Source organism: Variovorax ginsengisoli, from assembly GCF_030486595.1.
GTDB lineage: Bacteria > Pseudomonadota > Gammaproteobacteria > Burkholderiales > Burkholderiaceae_C > Variovorax > Variovorax ginsengisoli_B.
This window is the reverse complement of record NZ_JAUJZH010000001.1, coordinates 410194-427085: the sequence shown is the minus strand read 5'-3', so window position 1 is coordinate 427085 and position 16892 is coordinate 410194. Positions and strand designations below refer to the sequence as shown.

At 68.8% G+C, this 16892-nt stretch carries 13 protein-coding genes; 9 read left to right on the top strand and 4 right to left on the bottom strand.

Annotation, left to right across the window (positions count from 1 at the left end; translation table 11 throughout):
- The first annotated feature begins 72 nt into the window (after positions 1–72).
- The 9 genes from QZH52_RS02070 to QZH52_RS02030 all read left to right on the top strand — a co-directional run bounded on the left by QZH52_RS02070 (position 73) and on the right by QZH52_RS02030 (position 11874).
- Positions 73–1527: an aldehyde dehydrogenase family protein gene (locus QZH52_RS02070; protein ID WP_301803025.1), complete on the top strand. Its 1455-nt coding sequence runs from the start codon at positions 73–75 to the stop codon at positions 1525–1527.
- 111 nt (positions 1528–1638) lie between these two features.
- Positions 1639–2604: an ABC transporter substrate-binding protein gene (locus tag QZH52_RS02065; RefSeq protein WP_301803022.1), complete on the top strand. Its 966-nt coding sequence runs from the start codon at positions 1639–1641 to the stop codon at positions 2602–2604.
- Positions 2605–2672: 68 nt separating this feature from the next.
- Positions 2673–3743: a multiple monosaccharide ABC transporter substrate-binding protein gene (chvE, locus tag QZH52_RS02060; protein ID WP_301803019.1), complete on the top strand. Its 1071-nt coding sequence runs from the start codon at positions 2673–2675 to the stop codon at positions 3741–3743.
- Positions 3744–3798: 55 nt separating this feature from the next.
- On the top strand, positions 3799–5322 hold the full coding sequence (gene mmsA / locus QZH52_RS02055; RefSeq protein WP_301803348.1) for a multiple monosaccharide ABC transporter ATP-binding protein: 1524 nt from the start codon (positions 3799–3801) through the stop codon (positions 5320–5322).
- Positions 5312–6523, top strand: a complete 1212-nt coding sequence (gene mmsB / locus QZH52_RS02050) for a multiple monosaccharide ABC transporter permease (protein ID WP_301803015.1) — start codon at positions 5312–5314, stop codon at positions 6521–6523. The genes mmsA and mmsB overlap by 11 nt, the downstream gene beginning before the upstream one ends.
- A gap of 1 nt (position 6524) precedes the next feature.
- Positions 6525–8048, top strand: coding sequence for a sugar ABC transporter ATP-binding protein (locus QZH52_RS02045; protein ID WP_301803013.1), 1524 nt, complete (start codon positions 6525–6527; stop codon positions 8046–8048).
- Positions 8045–9088 carry an ABC transporter permease gene (locus tag QZH52_RS02040; protein ID WP_301803010.1) on the top strand — a complete coding sequence of 348 codons (1044 nt, stop codon included), beginning with the start codon at positions 8045–8047 and terminating at the stop codon, positions 9086–9088. Before QZH52_RS02045 ends, QZH52_RS02040 begins: the two co-directional genes overlap by 4 nt.
- Positions 9085–10125 carry a galactofuranose ABC transporter, permease protein YjfF gene (gene yjfF / locus QZH52_RS02035; RefSeq protein ID WP_286523624.1) on the top strand — a complete coding sequence of 347 codons (1041 nt, stop codon included), beginning with the start codon at positions 9085–9087 and terminating at the stop codon, positions 10123–10125. Before QZH52_RS02040 ends, yjfF begins: the two co-directional genes overlap by 4 nt.
- A 9-nt stretch (positions 10126–10134) precedes the next feature.
- Entirely contained in the window at positions 10135–11874 is a 1740-nt protein-coding gene (locus QZH52_RS02030; protein ID WP_301803001.1) for an IlvD/Edd family dehydratase, read from the top strand.
- 25 nt (positions 11875–11899) lie between these two features.
- On the opposite strand, the gene QZH52_RS02025 is transcribed toward QZH52_RS02030, so the two are convergent.
- The 4 genes from QZH52_RS02025 to cphA form a co-directional block, all read right to left on the bottom strand.
- Positions 11900–13396 carry a CYTH and CHAD domain-containing protein gene (locus QZH52_RS02025; protein ID WP_301802998.1) on the bottom strand — a complete coding sequence of 499 codons (1497 nt, stop codon included), beginning with the start codon at positions 13394–13396 and terminating at the stop codon, positions 11900–11902.
- Positions 13397–13434: 38 nt separating this feature from the next.
- On the bottom strand, positions 13435–13686 hold the full coding sequence (locus QZH52_RS02020; RefSeq protein WP_286504736.1) for a hypothetical protein: 252 nt from the start codon (positions 13684–13686) through the stop codon (positions 13435–13437).
- 108 nt (positions 13687–13794) lie between these two features.
- Positions 13795–14145, bottom strand: coding sequence for a hypothetical protein (locus tag QZH52_RS02015; protein WP_301802990.1), 351 nt, complete (start codon positions 14143–14145; stop codon positions 13795–13797).
- Between the two features lie 148 nt (positions 14146–14293).
- Entirely contained in the window at positions 14294–16861 is a 2568-nt protein-coding gene (gene cphA, locus QZH52_RS02010; RefSeq protein ID WP_301802987.1) for a cyanophycin synthetase, read from the bottom strand.
- Between the last annotated feature and the right edge of the window lie 31 nt (positions 16862–16892).

Below are 16892 nucleotides of genomic sequence, written 5' to 3'. Positions count from 1 at the left end.
CTTCTTCGGATATCTATTCGATCCAAATCTTGATTGGAAAGATATGGGTGTGATTCCTAGACTCGCGTCACCGTGAAACGCAGCGAACTCCAACAGAAAGCCCGCCAGTACATCAATGGCCGTTGGGAAAGCGGCGTCACGACGGGTCTGAGCGAAAACCCGTCCGATACCCGGGAAGTGGTGGCCGAATACGCGCGGGCCGACCGCAGCCAGACCGAGGTGGCGGTCCGCGCCGCGGGCGATGCCTTTCCGCACTGGAGCCAGAGCACGCCGCAGCGGCGCGCCGATGCGCTCGACCAGATCGGCAGCGAGCTCCTGGCCCGGCGCGAGGAACTCGGCCTGCTGCTGGCGCGCGAGGAGGGCAAGACCCTGGCCGAGGCCGTCGGCGAGGCCGCGCGGGCCGGCCACATCTTCAAGTTCTTCGCCGGAGAGGCGCTGCGCGCGAGCGGCGGCGAGATGCTGGCCTCGGTGCGGCCGGGGGTGCAGGTCGACGTGACGCGCGAACCGATCGGCGTGGTCGGGCTGATCACGCCCTGGAACTTCCCGCTCGCGATCCCGGCCTGGAAGATCGCGCCGGCGCTGGCCCATGGCAACAGCGTGGTGTTCAAGCCGTCCGAACTGGTGCCGGCCTGTGGCTGGGCGCTGGCCGAGATCATCAGCCGGGCCGCGCTGCCGGCGGGCACCTTCAACCTCGTGATGGGCAGCGGCCGCGAAGTCGGCCAGGCGATGGTCGACAGTGCGGGCGTGGACGCGATCAGCTTCACCGGCTCGGTCGCCACCGGCGAGCAGATCCTGCACGCCGCGGCGCGGCGGCGGGCCAAGGTGCAGCTCGAGATGGGCGGCAAGAATCCGCTGCTGGTGCTGGCCGACGCCGATCTCGACCGGGCGGTCGACTGCGCCGTGCAGGGCGCCTACTTCTCGACCGGCCAGCGCTGCACCGCGTCCAGCCGGCTGATCGTCGAGGCCGCCGTGCACGACGCCTTCGTGGCGCGGCTGCGCCACCGCCTGGCGGCGCTCAAGGTCGGGCATGCGCTGGAGCGAGGCACCGACATCGGCCCGGTGGTCGACCGCGCGCAACTGGCACAGAACCTGGCCGCCGTCAGCGCCGCGCGCGAGGAGGGCGCCGAGCACGTCTGGGGCGGCGAAGCGCTGCAGCGCGCGACGGTCGGCCACTACATGAGCCCGGCGCTGTTCCTGGCGCGGCCCGAGCACCGCATCGCGCGTGACGAGATCTTCGGCCCGGTGGCCTGCGTGCTGCGCGCCGACGACTACGACCATGCGCTGCAGATCGCCAACGACACGCCCTTCGGGCTCTGCGCCGGCATCTGCACCACCTCGCTCGCGCGTGCCATGCATTTCAAGCGGCATGCGAAGGTCGGCATGACGATGGTCAACCTGCCGACCGCCGGCGTCGACTACCACGTGCCCTTCGGCGGCCGCAAGGCCTCCAGCTATGGCCCGCGAGAACAGGGCCGGCATGCGGCCGAGTTCTATACCAGTGTCAAGACCGGCTACGTGCTTTCATGAGACCTTGCGGGACAGACCAAGAAACTGCGCAGCGGTTTTTGCTCTGTCCTCAACCATACAAAAACAAGAGAACCAAAAAGAGCCTTTTCACCACGCCAACCAGGAGACATCATGAAACTGAACCGTCGCACGCTCAATATCGCGCTCGCATCCGCCACGTTGTCCTCGCTGTTGCCGGCCACGGCCCTGGCGCAGAAGAAGCCGGTGCTCGGCTTCGCCCAGGTCGGCGCCGAAAGCGAATGGCGTACCGCCAACACCGAGTCGATCAAGTCGGCCGCGGCCGAGGCCGGGATCGAGCTCAAGTTCTCGGATGCGCAGCAGAAACAGGAAAACCAGATCAAGGCGATCCGGTCGTACATCGCGCAGAAGGTCGACGTCATCGCCTTCTCGCCGGTGGTCGAGTCGGGCTGGGACACGGTGCTGCTCGAGGCCAAGGCGGCCAAGATCCCGGTGGTGCTGACCGACCGCTCGGTCAACACCAAGGACGACTCGCTCTACGTCACCTTCATGGGCTCGGACTTCGTCGAGGAAGGCCGCAAGGCCGGCCGCTGGCTGGTCGAGAAGGAAAAGGGCAACCCCGGCCCGATCAACATCGTCGAGCTGCAGGGCACGGTGGGCTCGGCGCCGGCGATCGACCGCAAGAAGGGCTTCGAGGAGATCATCAAGGCCGATCCGAAGTTCAAGATCATCCGCTCGCAGACCGGCGACTTCACGCGCGCCAAGGGCAAGGAGGTGATGGAAGCCTTCCTGAAGGCCGAGGGCAAGAAGATCAACGTGCTGTTCGCGCACAACGACGACATGGCGATCGGCGCGATCCAGGCGATCGAGGAAGCCGGAATGAAGCCGGCGCAGGACATCATCATCATCTCGATCGACGCCGTGAAGGGCGCCTTCGAGGCCATGATGGCCGGCAAGCTCAATGTCTCGGTCGAGTGCAGCCCGCTGCTGGGCCCGCAGCTGATGGCCGCGGTGGCCGACATCAAGGCCGGCAAGCCGCTGCCCAAGCGGATCCTGACCAAGGAAGGGATCTTCCCGATGGAAGTCGCAAAAGCCGAATTCCCGAACCGCAAGTACTGAGACCGCGCGCGGCGCCGTGCGACAGCGCAGCGCCGCTGCGTCCGCAAATACAACAAGGAGACCTTCTCATGAAACGCACTTTCATCAAGACCCTGCTGGCCGGCGCCGCCCTGGGACTGTTCGGCCTGGCGCCGCTGGCGCAGGCCCAGGACAAGGGCCTGGTCGCGATCTCGATGCCGACCAAGTCGTCGGCGCGCTGGATCGCCGACGGTTCGAACATGGTCAAGTACTTCAACGAGAAGGGCTACAAGACCGACCTGCAGTACGCCGACGACGACATCCCCAACCAGCTGGCGCAGGTCGAGAACATGGTGACCAAGGGCGCCAAGGTGCTGGTGATCGCGGCTATCGACGGCACTACGCTGTCGGACGTGCTGCAGAAGGCGGCCGACAAGGGCGTCAAGGTGATCGCCTACGACCGGCTCATCAAGGGCTCGAAGAACGTCGACTACTACGCCACCTTCGACAACTACCAGGTCGGGGTGCTGCAGGCCAGCTACATCGAGAGCGCGCTCAAGCTCAAGGAGGGCAAGGGCCCCTACAACATCGAGCTGTTCGGTGGCTCGCCCGACGACAACAACGCCTTCTTCTTCTACAACGGCGCGATGTCGGTGCTCAAGCCCTACATCGACAGCGGCAAGCTGGTGGTGCGCAGCAAGCAGATGGGCATGGACAAGGTCTCGACCTTGCGCTGGGACGGCGCGGTGGCGCAGGCACGGATGGACAACCTGCTGTCGGCCTACTACACCAAGGACCGGGTCGACGCGGTGCTGTCCCCGTACGACGGCCTGTCGATCGGCATCATCTCGTCGCTCAAGGGCGTGGGCTATGGCTCGGCGCAGCAGCCGATGCCGGTGGTGACCGGCCAGGACGCCGAGGTGCCGTCGGTCAAGTCGATCCTGAAGAAGGAGCAGACCTCGACCGTGTTCAAGGACACGCGCGAACTGGCGAAGGTGACGGTGGGCATGGTGGACGCGATGCTGGCCGGCAAGACGCCCGAGGTGAACGACACCAAGACCTACAACAACGGCGTCAAGGTCGTGCCGTCGTACCTGCTGAAGCCTGTCAGCGTCGATGCCTCGAACTGGAAGCAGACGCTGGTCGACAGCGGCTACTACAAGGAGAGCCAGATCAAGTAGGCCGGTGAACGGCGTGCGGGTGGAAGGAGCCACGGTGAATGATGTGATCCTGGAGATGCGCGGCATCACCAAGACCTTTCCGGGGGTGAACGCGCTGGACAACGTCAACCTCGCGGTGCGCGCGGGCGAGATCCATGCCGTGGTCGGCGAGAACGGCGCGGGCAAGTCGACGCTGATGAAGGTGCTGAGTGGCGTGTATCCCTGCGACTCGTACCAGGGCGAGATCCACTTCGAGGGCCAGCTGCGCCGCTTCAAGGACATCTCCGACAGCGAGAAGCTCGGCATCATCATCATCCACCAGGAGCTGGCGCTGGTGCCGCTGCTGTCGATCGCGGAGAACATCTTCCTCGGCAACGAGACGGCGCGCGGGGGCGTGATCGACTGGTTCGAGGCCTATGCCCGCACCCGCGCCCTGCTGGCCAAGGTCGGGCTCAAGGAGCCGCCGACGGCGCTGATCACCAACCTGGGCGTCGGCAAGCAGCAGCTGGTCGAGATCGCGAAGGCGCTCTCGAAAGAGGTCAAGCTGCTGATCCTCGACGAGCCGACCGCGAGCCTGAACGAGAGCGACAGCGATGCCCTGCTGCGCCTGCTGCTGGAGCTGAAGGCGCAGGGCATCGCGTCGATCCTCATCTCGCACAAGCTCAACGAGATCGCCAAGGTGGCCGATTCGATCACCGTGCTGCGCGACGGCGCGACCGTCGAGACCATGGACTGCCGCGGCGCGCCGATCAGCGAGGACCGCATCATCCGCGGCATGGTCGGGCGCGACATGGCGCACCGCTACCCGGAGCGCAGGCCGGACATCGGCGAGACCATCTTCGAAGTGCGCGACTGGCACGTGCACCATGCGCTGCACGCCGATCGCGAGCAGATCAAGGGCGTCGACCTGCATGTACGGCGCGGCGAGATCGTCGGCATCGCGGGGCTGATGGGCGCGGGCCGCACCGAGTTCGCGATGAGCGTGTTCGGGCGCTCCTACGGACAGCGCATCAGCGGCTCGGTGCACATGCACGGCAAGGAAGTCGATGTGAGCACCATCCGCAAGGCGATCGACCATGGCATCGCCTACGTCACCGAGGACCGCAAGAGCGCCGGGCTGGTGCTGGAGGAGGACATCCGCAAGAACGTGAGCCTCGCCAACCTGGCGGCCGTGTCCGAGCGCGGGGTGATCGACGACGGCCGGGAGTTCAAGGTCGCGAACGACTACCGGCGCGCGCTCAACATCCGCTGTGCCGGCGTGGACCAGCGCGTGGTCAACCTCTCGGGTGGCAACCAGCAGAAGGTGGTGCTGAGCAAATGGCTGTTCGCCCAGCCCGAACTGCTGATCCTCGACGAGCCCACGCGCGGCATCGACGTCGGCGCCAAGTACGAGATCTACACCATCATCGAACGGCTTGCGAGCGAAGGGAAAGGCATCCTCATGATTTCGTCGGAACTGCCCGAGCTGCTCGGCATGTGCGACCGCATCTACGTGATGAACGAGGGGCGCTTCGTCGCCGAGTTTCCGGCCGCCGAAGCCTCGCAGGAGAAGATCATGCGCGTGATAGTGGCTTCCGGGAGCAACGTCCATGCCGCCTGAACTCGAGGCCGTGAAGGCCGCCACCCACCTCGCGCCGGCGGCGCCCGGCGCCCACGCCGGCTTCCTCAAGAACAACCTGCGCGAGTACGGCATGCTGATGTCGCTGGTCGCGATCATGGTGCTGTTCCAGGTGCTGACCGACGGCACCCTGATGCGGCCGCTGAACCTCACCAACCTGCTGCTGCAGAACAGCTACATCGTGATCATGGCGCTGGGCATGCTGCTGGTGATCGTGGCCGGCCACATCGACCTGTCGGTGGGCTCGGTGTGCGGCTTCATCGGCGCGCTGGCGGCGGTTCTGATGGTCGAGTATGAATGGCACTTCGTGCCGACCTTCATCGTCTGCCTCATCGCCGGCGGCGCGATCGGCGCGGCGCAGGGCTGGTTCGTGGCCTTCTTCCGGATCCCGTCGTTCATCGTCACGCTGGCCGGCATGCTGGTGTTCAAGGGCCTGACCCTGGCGCTGCTTGCGGGCCAGTCGGTGGGCCCCTTCCCGGAGGCGTTCCAGAAGCTCAGCTCCGGCTTCGTGCCCGACCCGCTGGGCGGCGAGAGCCTGCGCTCCACCTCCCTGCTGCTCGGCGCGCTCGCCGCCGCGGCGCTGGTTTTCTTCAAGCTGCGCGGCCGGGCCAAGCTGGCCAAGCACGGCATGGAGACCGAGCCCTACGTCTTCTTCCTCGGCAAGAACCTGTTCTTCGCCGCCGTCATCCTGCTGCTGAGCTACCTGCTGGCGACCTACAAGGGCCTGCCCAACGTGCTGATCGTGATGTCGGTGCTGATCGTCGCCTACGACTTCGTCACCAATCGCACCACCGTGGGCCGGCGCATCTACGCGCTGGGTGGCAACGAGAAGGCGGCCCGGTTGTCGGGCGTCAAGACCCAGCGGCTGGCCTTCCTGACCTTCGTCAACATGGGAGTGCTGGCGGCGCTCGCCGGCCTGGTGTTCGCGGCCCGGCTCAACACGGCGACGCCGAAGGCCGGCCTCGGCTTCGAGCTCGACGTGATCGCGGCCTGCTTCATCGGCGGCGCGTCGGCCTCGGGCGGCGTCGGCCGCGTGATGGGCGCGGTCATCGGCGCCTTCATCATGGGCGTGATGAACAACGGCATGTCGATCCTCGGCATCGGCATCGACTACCAGCAGGTGATCAAGGGGCTGGTGCTCCTGGCGGCGGTGTTCGTCGATGTCTACAACAAGAATAAATAGCATGGACACTTCAACCGGCGCGCCCGTGCTGCTGCTCACGGGCATCGACAAGCGATTCAACGGCGTGCCGGCACTGTCGGGCGTCTCGCTGCGCCTGCGTGCCGGCGAGATCCATGCCCTGCTGGGGCAGAACGGGGCCGGCAAGTCGACCTTGATCAAGGTGCTCACGGGGGTCTATGCGGCCGATGCCGGCGAGATGGCGCTGGCCGGCCAGCCGATCCGGCCAGCCTCGCCGCTCGACGCGCAGCACCTCGGCATCAGCACGGTCTACCAGGAGGTGAATCTCTGCCCCAACCTGTCGGTGGCAGAGAACATCTTCGCAGGCCGTTATCCGCGCCGCGGCCCGGCCCAGGGCTGGCGCATCGACTGGGCGGCGGTGCACCGCGAATCGCGTGCGTTGCTGGCGCGGCTCGACATCGACATCGACGTCACGCAGCTGCTCTCGAGCTACTCGGTGGCGGTGCAGCAGATGGTGGCGATCGCGCGTGCGCTGGGCCTGTCGTCGAAGGTGCTGATCCTCGACGAGCCGACCTCGAGCCTGGACGACGAGGAGGTGAAGAGCCTGTTCGCGGTGCTGCGCCGGCTGCGGGGGCAGGGCCTCGCGATCCTGTTCGTCACTCACTTCCTGAACCAGGTCTATGCGGTGTCGGACCGCATCACGGTGCTGCGCAACGGCGGCTGGGTGGGCGAGTGGCCGACCGCCGAGCTGGGGCCGCAGGCCCTGATCTCGGCGATGGTCGGCCGCGAGTTCGCGGCACAGGCCAGCGGCCATGCCGAACTGCCGGCGATCGAAGCCACGGCGCCGGCGCTGCTGGAGGCCGAGGGCCTGGGCCAGCGCGGGCAGCTCCTGCCGGTGGACCTGCGGGTGCGCGCCGGGGAGGTGGTGGGCCTGGCTGGCCTGCTCGGCGCCGGCCGCACCGAGCTGGCCCGGCTGCTGTTCGGCCTGGCCAGGCCCGACCAGGGGCGTCTGCGCGTCGATGGCGTCGCGGTCGAACTGGCGAGCCCGGCCGATGCCGTGGGGCACGGTATTGCGCTGTGCCCCGAGGAGCGCAAGACCGACGGCATCGTGGCCGAGCTGTCGGTGCGGGAAAACATCGCGCTGGCGCTGCAGGCGCGGCGCGGCGTGCGCAACACGCTGTCGCGCGCCGAGCAGGCCGCCTTGGCCGAGCGCTTCGTCAAGGCGCTCGGCATCAAGACCGCCAGCATCGAGACGCCGATCGGCCTGCTGTCGGGAGGGAACCAGCAGAAGGCCGTGCTGGCGCGCTGGCTGGCGATCGAGCCGCGGCTGCTGATCCTGGATGAGCCGACCCGCGGCATCGACGTCGCGGCCAAGCAGGAGATCATGGACGAGATCCTGCGGCTCGCGCGCGGCGGCATGGCGGTGCTGTTCATCTCGTCCGAAATGAACGAGGTGGTGCGCGTGTCGCACCGCATCGCGGTGCTGCGCGAGCGGCGCAAGGTCGGCGAACTGCCCGGCGGCAGCAGCGAGGACGCGGTCTACGAACTGATCGCGGCGGAGACATGAGCCATTTGTTCAAACACCGCCTCGCCTGGCCGCTGGTCACGCTGCTGCTGCTGCTGGCGATCAACGCGGCCTTCAACCCGAGCTTCCTGCACCTCGAATGGCGCAGCGGCCATCTCTACGGCAGCCTGATCGACATCCTGAACCGTGCCGCGCCGCTGGTGCTGGTGTCGCTCGGCATGACGCTGGTGATCGCCACCCGCGGCATCGACATCTCGGTCGGCGCGGTGGTGGCGATCGCGGCGGCCATCGCGGCCTGGATGATCGGCGGCTCGCTGGTGGTCAGCAACGGCGCGGCGGCGCAGGTGAGCCGCTTCCCGATGTGGCTGGCGATCGTGGGCGCGCTAGGCGCCGCGCTGGCCTGCGGTCTCTGGAACGGGCTGCTGGTCGCTCGCGTCGGCATGCAGCCGATCATCGCGACCCTGATCCTGATGGTGGCCGGGCGCGGCATCGCGCAGCTGATCACCGGCGGGCAGATCATCACCATCTACTACGCGCCCTTCTTCTTCATCGGCAGCGGCTATCTGTTCGGGCTGCCGTTCTCGGTCTACGTCGCGGCCTTCGTCTTCGCGCTGCTGTACCTCGCGATCACGCGCAGCGCGCTCGGCTTGTTCATCCAGGCGGTCGGCATCAATCCGGGCGCGGCCCGGGTCGCCGGCGTACGGGCGCGCCGCATCGTGGTCGGCGCCTACATGTTCTGCGGCTTCTGCGCCGGCGTGGCGGGCCTGCTGATCAGCTCCAACGTCAAGAGCGCGGACGGAAACAACGCCGGCCAGCTGCTCGAACTCGACGCCATCCTGGCCGTGACGCTCGGCGGCACCGCGCTCACGGGCGGGCGCTTCAGCCTGGTCGGCAGCGTGATCGGCGCGCTGATCATCCAGACCCTGACCTATGCGATCTATTCGCTCGGTGTGCCGCCCGAGATCAACCTGGTGGTCAAGGCAGTGGTGGTGTTCGTGGTAATGCTGCTGCAGTCGGCGGAGTTCCGGGCCAGCCTGCGGCAGCTGGCGGTGCGGCCGGCGCACGGGGGGGCGACGCGATGAGCGCGCTGGTGTCGAACGAAACCGCGGCCGCCGATGGCGCGACCGCGGCGTCGCGCGGCCGGCCGGCCGGCGCGCGCTTCAATCCCAAGTACCTGCCGCTGGCGGCGACGATCTCTCTGTTCATGCTGATGGCGACCCTGGGGTCGGTCTTCTACGACGGCTTCTTCTCGCCGCAGGTGTTCCTGAACCTGCTGATCGACAACGCCTTCGTGTGCATCGTCGCGGTCGGCATGACCTTCGTGATCCTGTCGGGCGGCATCGACCTGTCGGTCGGCTCGGTGATCGCGCTGACCACCATGGTCTCGGCCTCGCTGGTCGAGAAGCACGGCTGGAGCCCGGCGCTGGTGATTCCGCTGGTGCTGGCGATGGGCACGGCCTTCGGCGCCTTCATGGGCCTGCTGATCGAGCGCTTCCGGCTGCAGCCCTTCATCGTGACCCTGGCCGGCATGTTCCTCGCGCGCGGCCTGTGCTACTTGATCAGCATCGACTCGATCAGCATCACCAACGAGTTCTATGCCAAGGTCTCGCAGTGGCGGCTGCCGGTGTGGGGCGATGCCTCGCTGTCGGTGTCGGCGCTGATCGCGCTGGCGGTGGTGGCGCTGGCGGTGTTCATCGCCCACTTCACGCCCTTCGGCCGCGCGGTATACGCCATCGGCGGCAGCGAGCAGTCGGCGCTGCTGATGGGCCTGCCGGTGCGCTCGACCGTGGTCGGCGTCTACACGCTGTCGGGCTTCTGCTCGGCGCTGGGCGGCGTGGTCTTCACCTTCTACATGTTGTCGGGCTACGGCCTGCATGCGATCGGCCTCGAGCTCGACGCCATCGCCGCGGTGGTGATCGGCGGCACCCTGCTCACCGGCGGGGTCGGCTACGTGGTGGGCACGCTGTTCGGCGTGCTCATGCTGGGCATCATCCAGACCCTGATCTCCTTCGACGGCACGCTGAGCTCGTGGTGGACCCGCATCGTGGTGGGCGTGCTGCTGTTCGTCTTCTGCCTGCTGCAGCGCCTGTTCACGGCGCGCGGCACCGGTACCCACTGAGGCCACGGCATGCCTGACACCCCGACCCGGAAGCTGCGCTCCGCCGAATGGTTCGGCCCGGCCGACAAGAACGGCTTCATGTACCGCAGCTGGATGAAGAACCAGGGCATTCCGGACCACGAGTTCGACGGCCGGCCGATCATCGGCATCTGCAACACCTGGTCCGAGCTGACGCCCTGCAACGCGCACTTCCGCAAGATCGCCGAGCATGTCAAGCGCGGTATATCAGAGGCAAACGGTTTTCCGGTCGAGTTCCCGGTGTTCTCCAACGGCGAGTCCAACCTGCGCCCGACCGCGATGTTGACGCGCAACCTCGCGAGCATGGACGTCGAGGAGGCGATCCGCGGCAACCCGATCGACGCCGTGGTGCTGCTCACCGGCTGCGACAAGACCACGCCGGCGCTGCTGATGGGGGCCGCCAGTTGCGACATCCCGGCGATCGTCGTCACCGGCGGACCGATGCTCAACGGCAAGCTCGAGGGCCGCGACATCGGTTCCGGCACTGCCGTCTGGCAACTGCACGAGTCGATGAAGGCCGGCGAGATCGACCTCCACCAGTTCCTGTCGGCCGAGGCCGGCATGTCGCGCTCGGCCGGCACCTGCAACACCATGGGCACGGCCTCGACCATGGCCTGCATGGCCGAGGCGCTGGGCGCCTCGCTGCCGCACAACGCGGCGATCCCGGCGGTCGATGCGCGGCGCTACGTGCTGGCGCAGATGTCGGGCATGCGCGCGGTCGAGATGGCGCGCGAGGGGCTCACGCTGTCGAAGATCCTGACCCGCGACGCCTTCGAGAACGCGATCCGCGTCAACGCGGCGATCGGCGGCTCGACCAACGCGGTGATCCACCTGAAGGCGATCGCGGGCCGGATCGGCGTCGCGCTCGCGCTCGAGGACTGGACCCGCTTCGGCCGCGGCACGCCGACCCTGGTCGACCTGATGCCCTCGGGCCGGTTCCTGATGGAGGAGTTCTACTACGCCGGCGGCCTGCCGGCCGTGCTGCGCCGCCTGGGCGAGCATGGCCTGCTGCCGCATCCCGGCGCGCTGACCGTCAACGGCCGTTCGCTGTGGGACAACGTGCGCGAGGCGCCGAGCTTCAACGACGAGGTGATCCGGCCCCTGGACAGGCCGCTGGTCGCCGATGGCGGCATGTGCATCCTGCGCGGCAACCTGGCGCCGCGCGGCGCGGTGCTCAAGCCCTCGGCCGCTTCGCCCGAGCTGCTCAGGCACCGGGGCCGGGCGGTGGTGTTCGAGAATCTGGAGCACTACAAGGCGCGCATCGTCGACGAGTCGCTCGAGATCGACGCCAGCTCGGTGATGGTCATGAAGAACTGCGGGCCGAAGGGCTACCCGGGCATGGCCGAGGTCGGCAACATGGGCCTGCCGCCGAAGCTGCTGCGCCAGGGCGTCAAAGACATGGTGCGGATTTCGGATGCCCGCATGAGCGGCACCGCCTACGGGACGGTGGTGCTGCATGTGGCGCCTGAAGCGGCCGACGGCGGCCCGTTGGCGGCGGTGCAGGACGGCGACTGGATCGAGCTCGACTGCGAGGCTGGACGGCTGCACCTCGACATCGACGACGCCGAACTGGCGGCGCGCCTCGAGGCGATCGCAGGCCGCGCCGCACCCGCGACCGGCGGCGGCTACCAGCGTCTGTATGTCGACCACGTGCTGCAGGCTGACGAGGGCTGCGACTTCGACTTCCTGGTCGGCTGCCGCGGTGCGGCCGTGCCGCGGCACTCCCATTGAGCCCAGGTGGCCGGGACGAACCGCTTCAGGACTTCCAGAACGGCGTGAGTTCGGCCACCTTGTCGAGCGCCTTGCGGCACTGCTTGGCGCTGGCCGGATGGTTGGCCGCCAGCCAGCCGACCGCGAACCAGGCTGCGCCGTCCGTCGCGGCATGCGCGCGGTAGGCGGCCATGGCGGTCGCGGCGTCGTTGTGGGCGCCGAGGGCATCCTGCGCCGGCTCCAGCTGCGCCAGGAAGCGCTCGGCGGCGCGCCGCCCGAACAGCGGTGCCACGAACTCGCCCAGGTAGCGCAGGCGCTTGAGACGCTTGCGCACGCGATGCTGCTCGACCGCTCCGAGGCTTTCGAAGCGCTTGCCGTCGCGCAGCACCTGTCGATGAAGTTTCGAGAGCCGGGCCCGCAGCGCCTTGCGGGCCGAGGGGGCCTTGACAGCAGGCTCGGCCGGGGCGGCGGCGGGCAAGGAGGCGGCGATCAGGTTCATCAGCGCCGCCTGGAAGGCCGGGCTCCGCACCGTCTCCGCGGCCGAAGGGGTGGCGTCCGAGTCCGCGGCGATGCTGCAGGGCGGTGCGCCATGGGCCTCCAGCTGCGGCTGCACGCTGCGCATCACGTGCTCGCGATCGCGCTGGCGGCCCAGCGCGCCGAAGGTCTCGGCCAGCGCCGGCTCCCACGCCGGATCGATGGCCGGCGCGAGTTCGGCCATTTCGCGCAGGGCGGTGCGCAGGCGCCGGATGCCGACGCGCAGCTGGTGCACATGCTCGGGGTCGGTGCTTTCGGCCGCGACCTCGCTGGCGTTCGGAAGAATCTGGCTCAGGCAGCTGTCGAGCACCGCGCGAAACACCTGCGGGCCGCTCGCATCGGTCTCCAGCCGCGGCGCCGTGGCCTTGACCGGCGGGCCGTGCTCGGCGCCGCGGGCCAGCCGCTCGCCGCGCTCCGCCTTGGAGACGGTGTCGAGCCAGAGCCCGTAGCGCGCGCGCCAGCGGCCGGCGAGTTCGAGCAGCGACGACGGACTGCCGTGCTTGAGCTCGATCTCGAGTTCGCGCAGCGGATGGGTGCGGTCGCCAGCGCGCACCGACCCGAGGTCGAAGGCCAGTTCGACCAGCGCATCGCCGCTGCGCATCTCGCGCGTGGTGCGCCAGACATCGGTCCCGTACAGCGGCACCAGCGCGACTTCGGCGGGGTCGTGGCCGGCCCGGCGCAGGGCCTCGGCGATCCGTTCGCCGACCGGCGTGCCTTGATGCCGGCCGATCAATGGAGGCGGCGTGTCGCTGGCCCGGCCGGGAGGGAGTTCGACGTTGTGCTCGAGGCGCTCGACCAGCCGCTCGCCCGGGGCCTTGGCGGTCTGCACCCAGGCGCCGTCTTCCTTGCGCACCCGCAGCACGATGTGTTGCGCTGCCAGCGCGCCATCCGCGGTGTCGTAGTAGCGGGCGCGCAGATGCGCGCGGTGCGAGCGCCCGCGCGTCACCGCCGCTTCGACCGCCGCCTGATGCGCGGCATCGACCTGGAACTTGAGTTCGAATTCGACCACGGGGCCACGCGGGGACCCGACTGCATCGGGCGCCGTCTTCACTCCTTGAGTTCGCTGACCTGCACCGATAGATCGTACAGCTTGGACTTGCTGGCGTAGTAACGATCAAGCCGCCATTCCTTCAGGATGTCCATGGCCAGCTGGAAGCTCTTGTAGTCGAGGTCGTAGAGCGTGACGAGCTCGAAACTGGCCTCTGATTCGAGCGCCAGCACCAGTCGGGCGAGGATCTTTGCAGACGCGTCGGCCGGGTCCGTTTCGATGAAGCGGCGGGCGACCTTGATGGCGTTCATGGGAAATGCTTCCTCGTTAGTACATTCCCATGACTATAGCCAGCCGAAACATGCGAATTGTGACAGTCGCATGACAAGCCTGGGTTTCCCCCGCTTGTCACGCCCGGTTCAGCGCACCGGCGTTTCGGCCTGCCGGATCACGCCGCCGCCCAGCACGCTGCCGGTGACGTTGCCGTCCATGACCCGGGCTTCGCAGGCCTCGCGGTCGCTGGCCGGCTGGCGGGCGCAACGGGCCAGCGCATTCTGTTGCAGGGTGGCCGCGTCGGGGGCGGGGAAGCCGCCACGACGCGCCGTCTCGGCAGCCGCGCCGCGCTCGCGCAGGCAGGCTGCGCGGTCCTGCATCATGCCGTCGCAGGGCAGGCTGCCGAGGGGCGCGCCGGCGGCGAAGGCGGCCGAGGCGCCGAACAGGCTGCCGGCGGCCAGCAGGGCGGCGGAACAGGAACGCAGTGTGTTTCTCATGGTCACTCCTTGAGTCATGGCGGCGCGGACTCGCGCCACCCCAGGCCGCCACTGTGGGGGCCGGGGCTCAGGGGGCGTGTGGGACGAGGGGGCCGCGCGCGGCGTCCTGCAGGCGCGCTTTTCTGTCGGACAGAGTCGCGCCGACGGCTCAGCCGGCCGCGATGCGCTTGGCCAAGTGGGCCAGCGCTTCTTCGACCTGGTCGACCAGAATCAGCGACAGGTCGCCGGGCTGCAGCCGGGCCAAGGCGCTGTCGATGGCGATGAATTCGCCACGGATCTCGTCGATGAAACGGGTGCGCTCGGCGCCCTCCAGGCCCTGGCGCAGCAACGCCATGACCTCGCCGTCGGCGCGGCCGCGCTGCGCGGCGTCCTGGTAGAGGATCACGTCGTCGAAGGCCTGGCCGAGGATCGCGGTCTGGTCGCGGATGTCGCAGTCGCGGCGATCGCCGGCGCCGCTGATCACCACCGAGCGCTTCTTCGCCGGCATGGTGTCGACCGCGGCCACCAGCGCGCGCATGGCGTCGGTGTTGTGGCCGTAGTCGGCGATCACGGTGGCGCCGCGGTAGTCCATCACGTTGAAGCGGCCGGGAACGCCGGCGGCGTCGTTCTTGAAGCTCGCGAGGCCGCTGCGGATGGTGTCCCAGTCCAGGCCCACGGCCCAGGCCGCGGCCACCGAGGCCATCACGTTGTCGACCTGGAAGCCGATGGTGCCGTTGCGCGTGATCTGCACGTCGCGCAGCGGGATCCGTTCGCGCCACGAGCCTTCGGCCGCGACCACCGCATCCTGGTCGACGTAGACGGTGCGCTTGCCCTGCGCGCGGTGGGTGGCCATCACCGGATGGGTCCGGTCGGCGCTGAAGAAGATCACGCTGCCGGGGCAGCTGGTGGCCATCGCCGCGACGTTGGGGTCGGCCGCGTTCAGCACCGCGTAGCCGCCGGGCGCCACGTTGCGCACGATCACGCGCTTGAGCACCGCCAGGTCCTCGACGGTGGTGATGTAGTTGAGGCCGAGGTGGTCGCCGCTGCCGATGTTGGTCACCACCGCCACCTGGCAGCGGTCGAAGCCCAGGCCTTCGCGCAGCACGCCGCCGCGCGCCACCTCGAACACGGCGGCATCGACGTCGGGGTGCAGCAGCACGTTGCGCGCGCTCTTCGGGCCGCTGCAGTCGCCGCTGTCAGTCTGGCGGCCATCGACGTAGACGCCGTCGGTGTTGGTCATGCCGGTGCGCAGTCCGCTGCCGGCCAGCAGGTGGTTGATGAGCCGCGCGGTGGTGGTCTTGCCGTTGGTGCCGGTGACGGCGACCACCGGGATGCGGCCGTCGTCGCCGTGGGCGAAGAGGGTGTCCATCACCGCTTCGCCGACCGCGCGGCCGCGGCCGAACGAGGGCGAGATGTGCATCCGCAGGCCGGGCGCGGCATTGACCTCGACCACGCCGCCATGCTGCTCCTCGAGCGGGCGCAGCACGTTCTCGCAGACCATGTCGACGCCGCAGATGTGCAGTCCGACCATCTGGGCCGCGTCGACCGCGCGGGCCGCGACTTCGGGGTGCACCGTGTCCGTCACGTCGGTGGCGGTGCCGCCGGTCGACAGGTTGGCGTTGTTGCGCAGCACCACGCGCTGGCCGAGCGCCGGCACGCTGTCGGGCTGGAGGCCCTGCGATTCGAGCCGGCCGATGGCGATGTCGTCGAGCCGGATCTTGGTCAGCGAGGTGGCGTGGCCCTCGCCGCGGCGCGGGTCCTGGTTGACCAGCTCGACCAGTTCGCGCACCGACTTGACGCCGTCGCCGATCACCTGCGGCGGGTCGCGGCGGGCGGCGGCCACCAGCCGGTCGCCGACCACCAGCAGGCGGAAGTCGAAGCCGGGCAGGAACTTCTCGACCATCACTTCGCCGTAGGCGGCGGCCGAGTCATAGGCGGCCAGCAGTTGCTCGCGGCTGGTGATGTTGACCGTGACGCCCTTGCCCTGATTGCCGTCCTGCGGCTTGACCACCACCGGCAGGCCGATCTCCTGGGCCGCGGCCCAGCCGTCGTCGGCGTCGCTCACTGGCCGGCCCAGCGGCACCGGCACGCCGGCGGCGTTGAGCAGTTGCTTGGTGAGTTCCTTGTCCTGCGCGATGGCCTCGGCGACGCCGCTGGTGCTGTCGACTTCGGCGGCCTGGATCCGGCGCTGCTTGGAGCCCCAGCCGAACTGCACCAGGCTGCCGCTGGTGAGTCGCCGGTAGGGGATGCCGCGCGCGACCGCCGCGTCGACGATCGAGCCGGTGCTCGGTCCGAGGCGCTCGGATTCGTCGAGGTCGCGCAGCTCGGTGATCGCCGCGGTGGCGTCGAATTCGGTGCCGCCCTGGGCGGCGTCGATCAGGGCCTGGGCCAGTTCCAGCGCACGGCGGCCGACGGCTTCCTCGCTGTACTGGAAGGTGACCTGGTAGATGCCTTCGTCGATGGTGCGCGAGGTGTGGCCGAAGTTGACCGGGCAGCCGGCCTGGGCCTGCAGCGCGACGGCGGCGTTCTCGAGCACGTGCGCGACCGCCAGCGGCTGGCCGAGCACGACCGGGTGCAGTTCGCCGATGGTCGGGAACAGCGCACGCAGCCGGTCCTCGAAGCCCGGCAGGCGCTCCATCGCGGATTCTTCGGGGCTGCACGAGACGATCGCCTCGATGCAGGTGTGGCGGCTCCACAGGTTCGGGCCCCGGAGGGCGCGGATGCGAGTGACTTCCATGGCGTTCAGGCGCCGGCGGACCCGCAGGCCC

Excerpts from the sequence above, each read along its gene's own strand:
- QZH52_RS02030 (WP_301803001.1), top strand. The coding sequence starts at position 10,135 with ATGCCTGACACCCCGACCCGGAAGCTGCGCTCCGCCGAATGGTTCGGC.
- mmsA (WP_301803348.1), top strand. The coding sequence starts at position 3,799 with ATGCGCGGCATCACCAAGACCTTTCCGGGGGTGAACGCGCTGGACAAC.
- QZH52_RS02065 (WP_301803022.1), top strand. The coding sequence starts at position 1,639 with ATGAAACTGAACCGTCGCACGCTCAATATCGCGCTCGCATCCGCCACG.
- QZH52_RS02045 (WP_301803013.1), top strand. The coding sequence starts at position 6,525 with ATGGACACTTCAACCGGCGCGCCCGTGCTGCTGCTCACGGGCATCGAC.
- QZH52_RS02020 (WP_286504736.1), bottom strand. The coding sequence starts at position 13,686 with ATGAACGCCATCAAGGTCGCCCGCCGCTTCATCGAAACGGACCCGGCC.
- chvE (WP_301803019.1), top strand. The coding sequence starts at position 2,673 with ATGAAACGCACTTTCATCAAGACCCTGCTGGCCGGCGCCGCCCTGGGA.
- cphA (WP_301802987.1), bottom strand. The coding sequence starts at position 16,861 with ATGGAAGTCACTCGCATCCGCGCCCTCCGGGGCCCGAACCTGTGGAGC.
- QZH52_RS02015 (WP_301802990.1), bottom strand. The coding sequence starts at position 14,145 with ATGAGAAACACACTGCGTTCCTGTTCCGCCGCCCTGCTGGCCGCCGGC.
- QZH52_RS02040 (WP_301803010.1), top strand. The coding sequence starts at position 8,045 with ATGAGCCATTTGTTCAAACACCGCCTCGCCTGGCCGCTGGTCACGCTG.
- yjfF (WP_286523624.1), top strand. The coding sequence starts at position 9,085 with ATGAGCGCGCTGGTGTCGAACGAAACCGCGGCCGCCGATGGCGCGACC.
- mmsB (WP_301803015.1), top strand. The coding sequence starts at position 5,312 with ATGCCGCCTGAACTCGAGGCCGTGAAGGCCGCCACCCACCTCGCGCCG.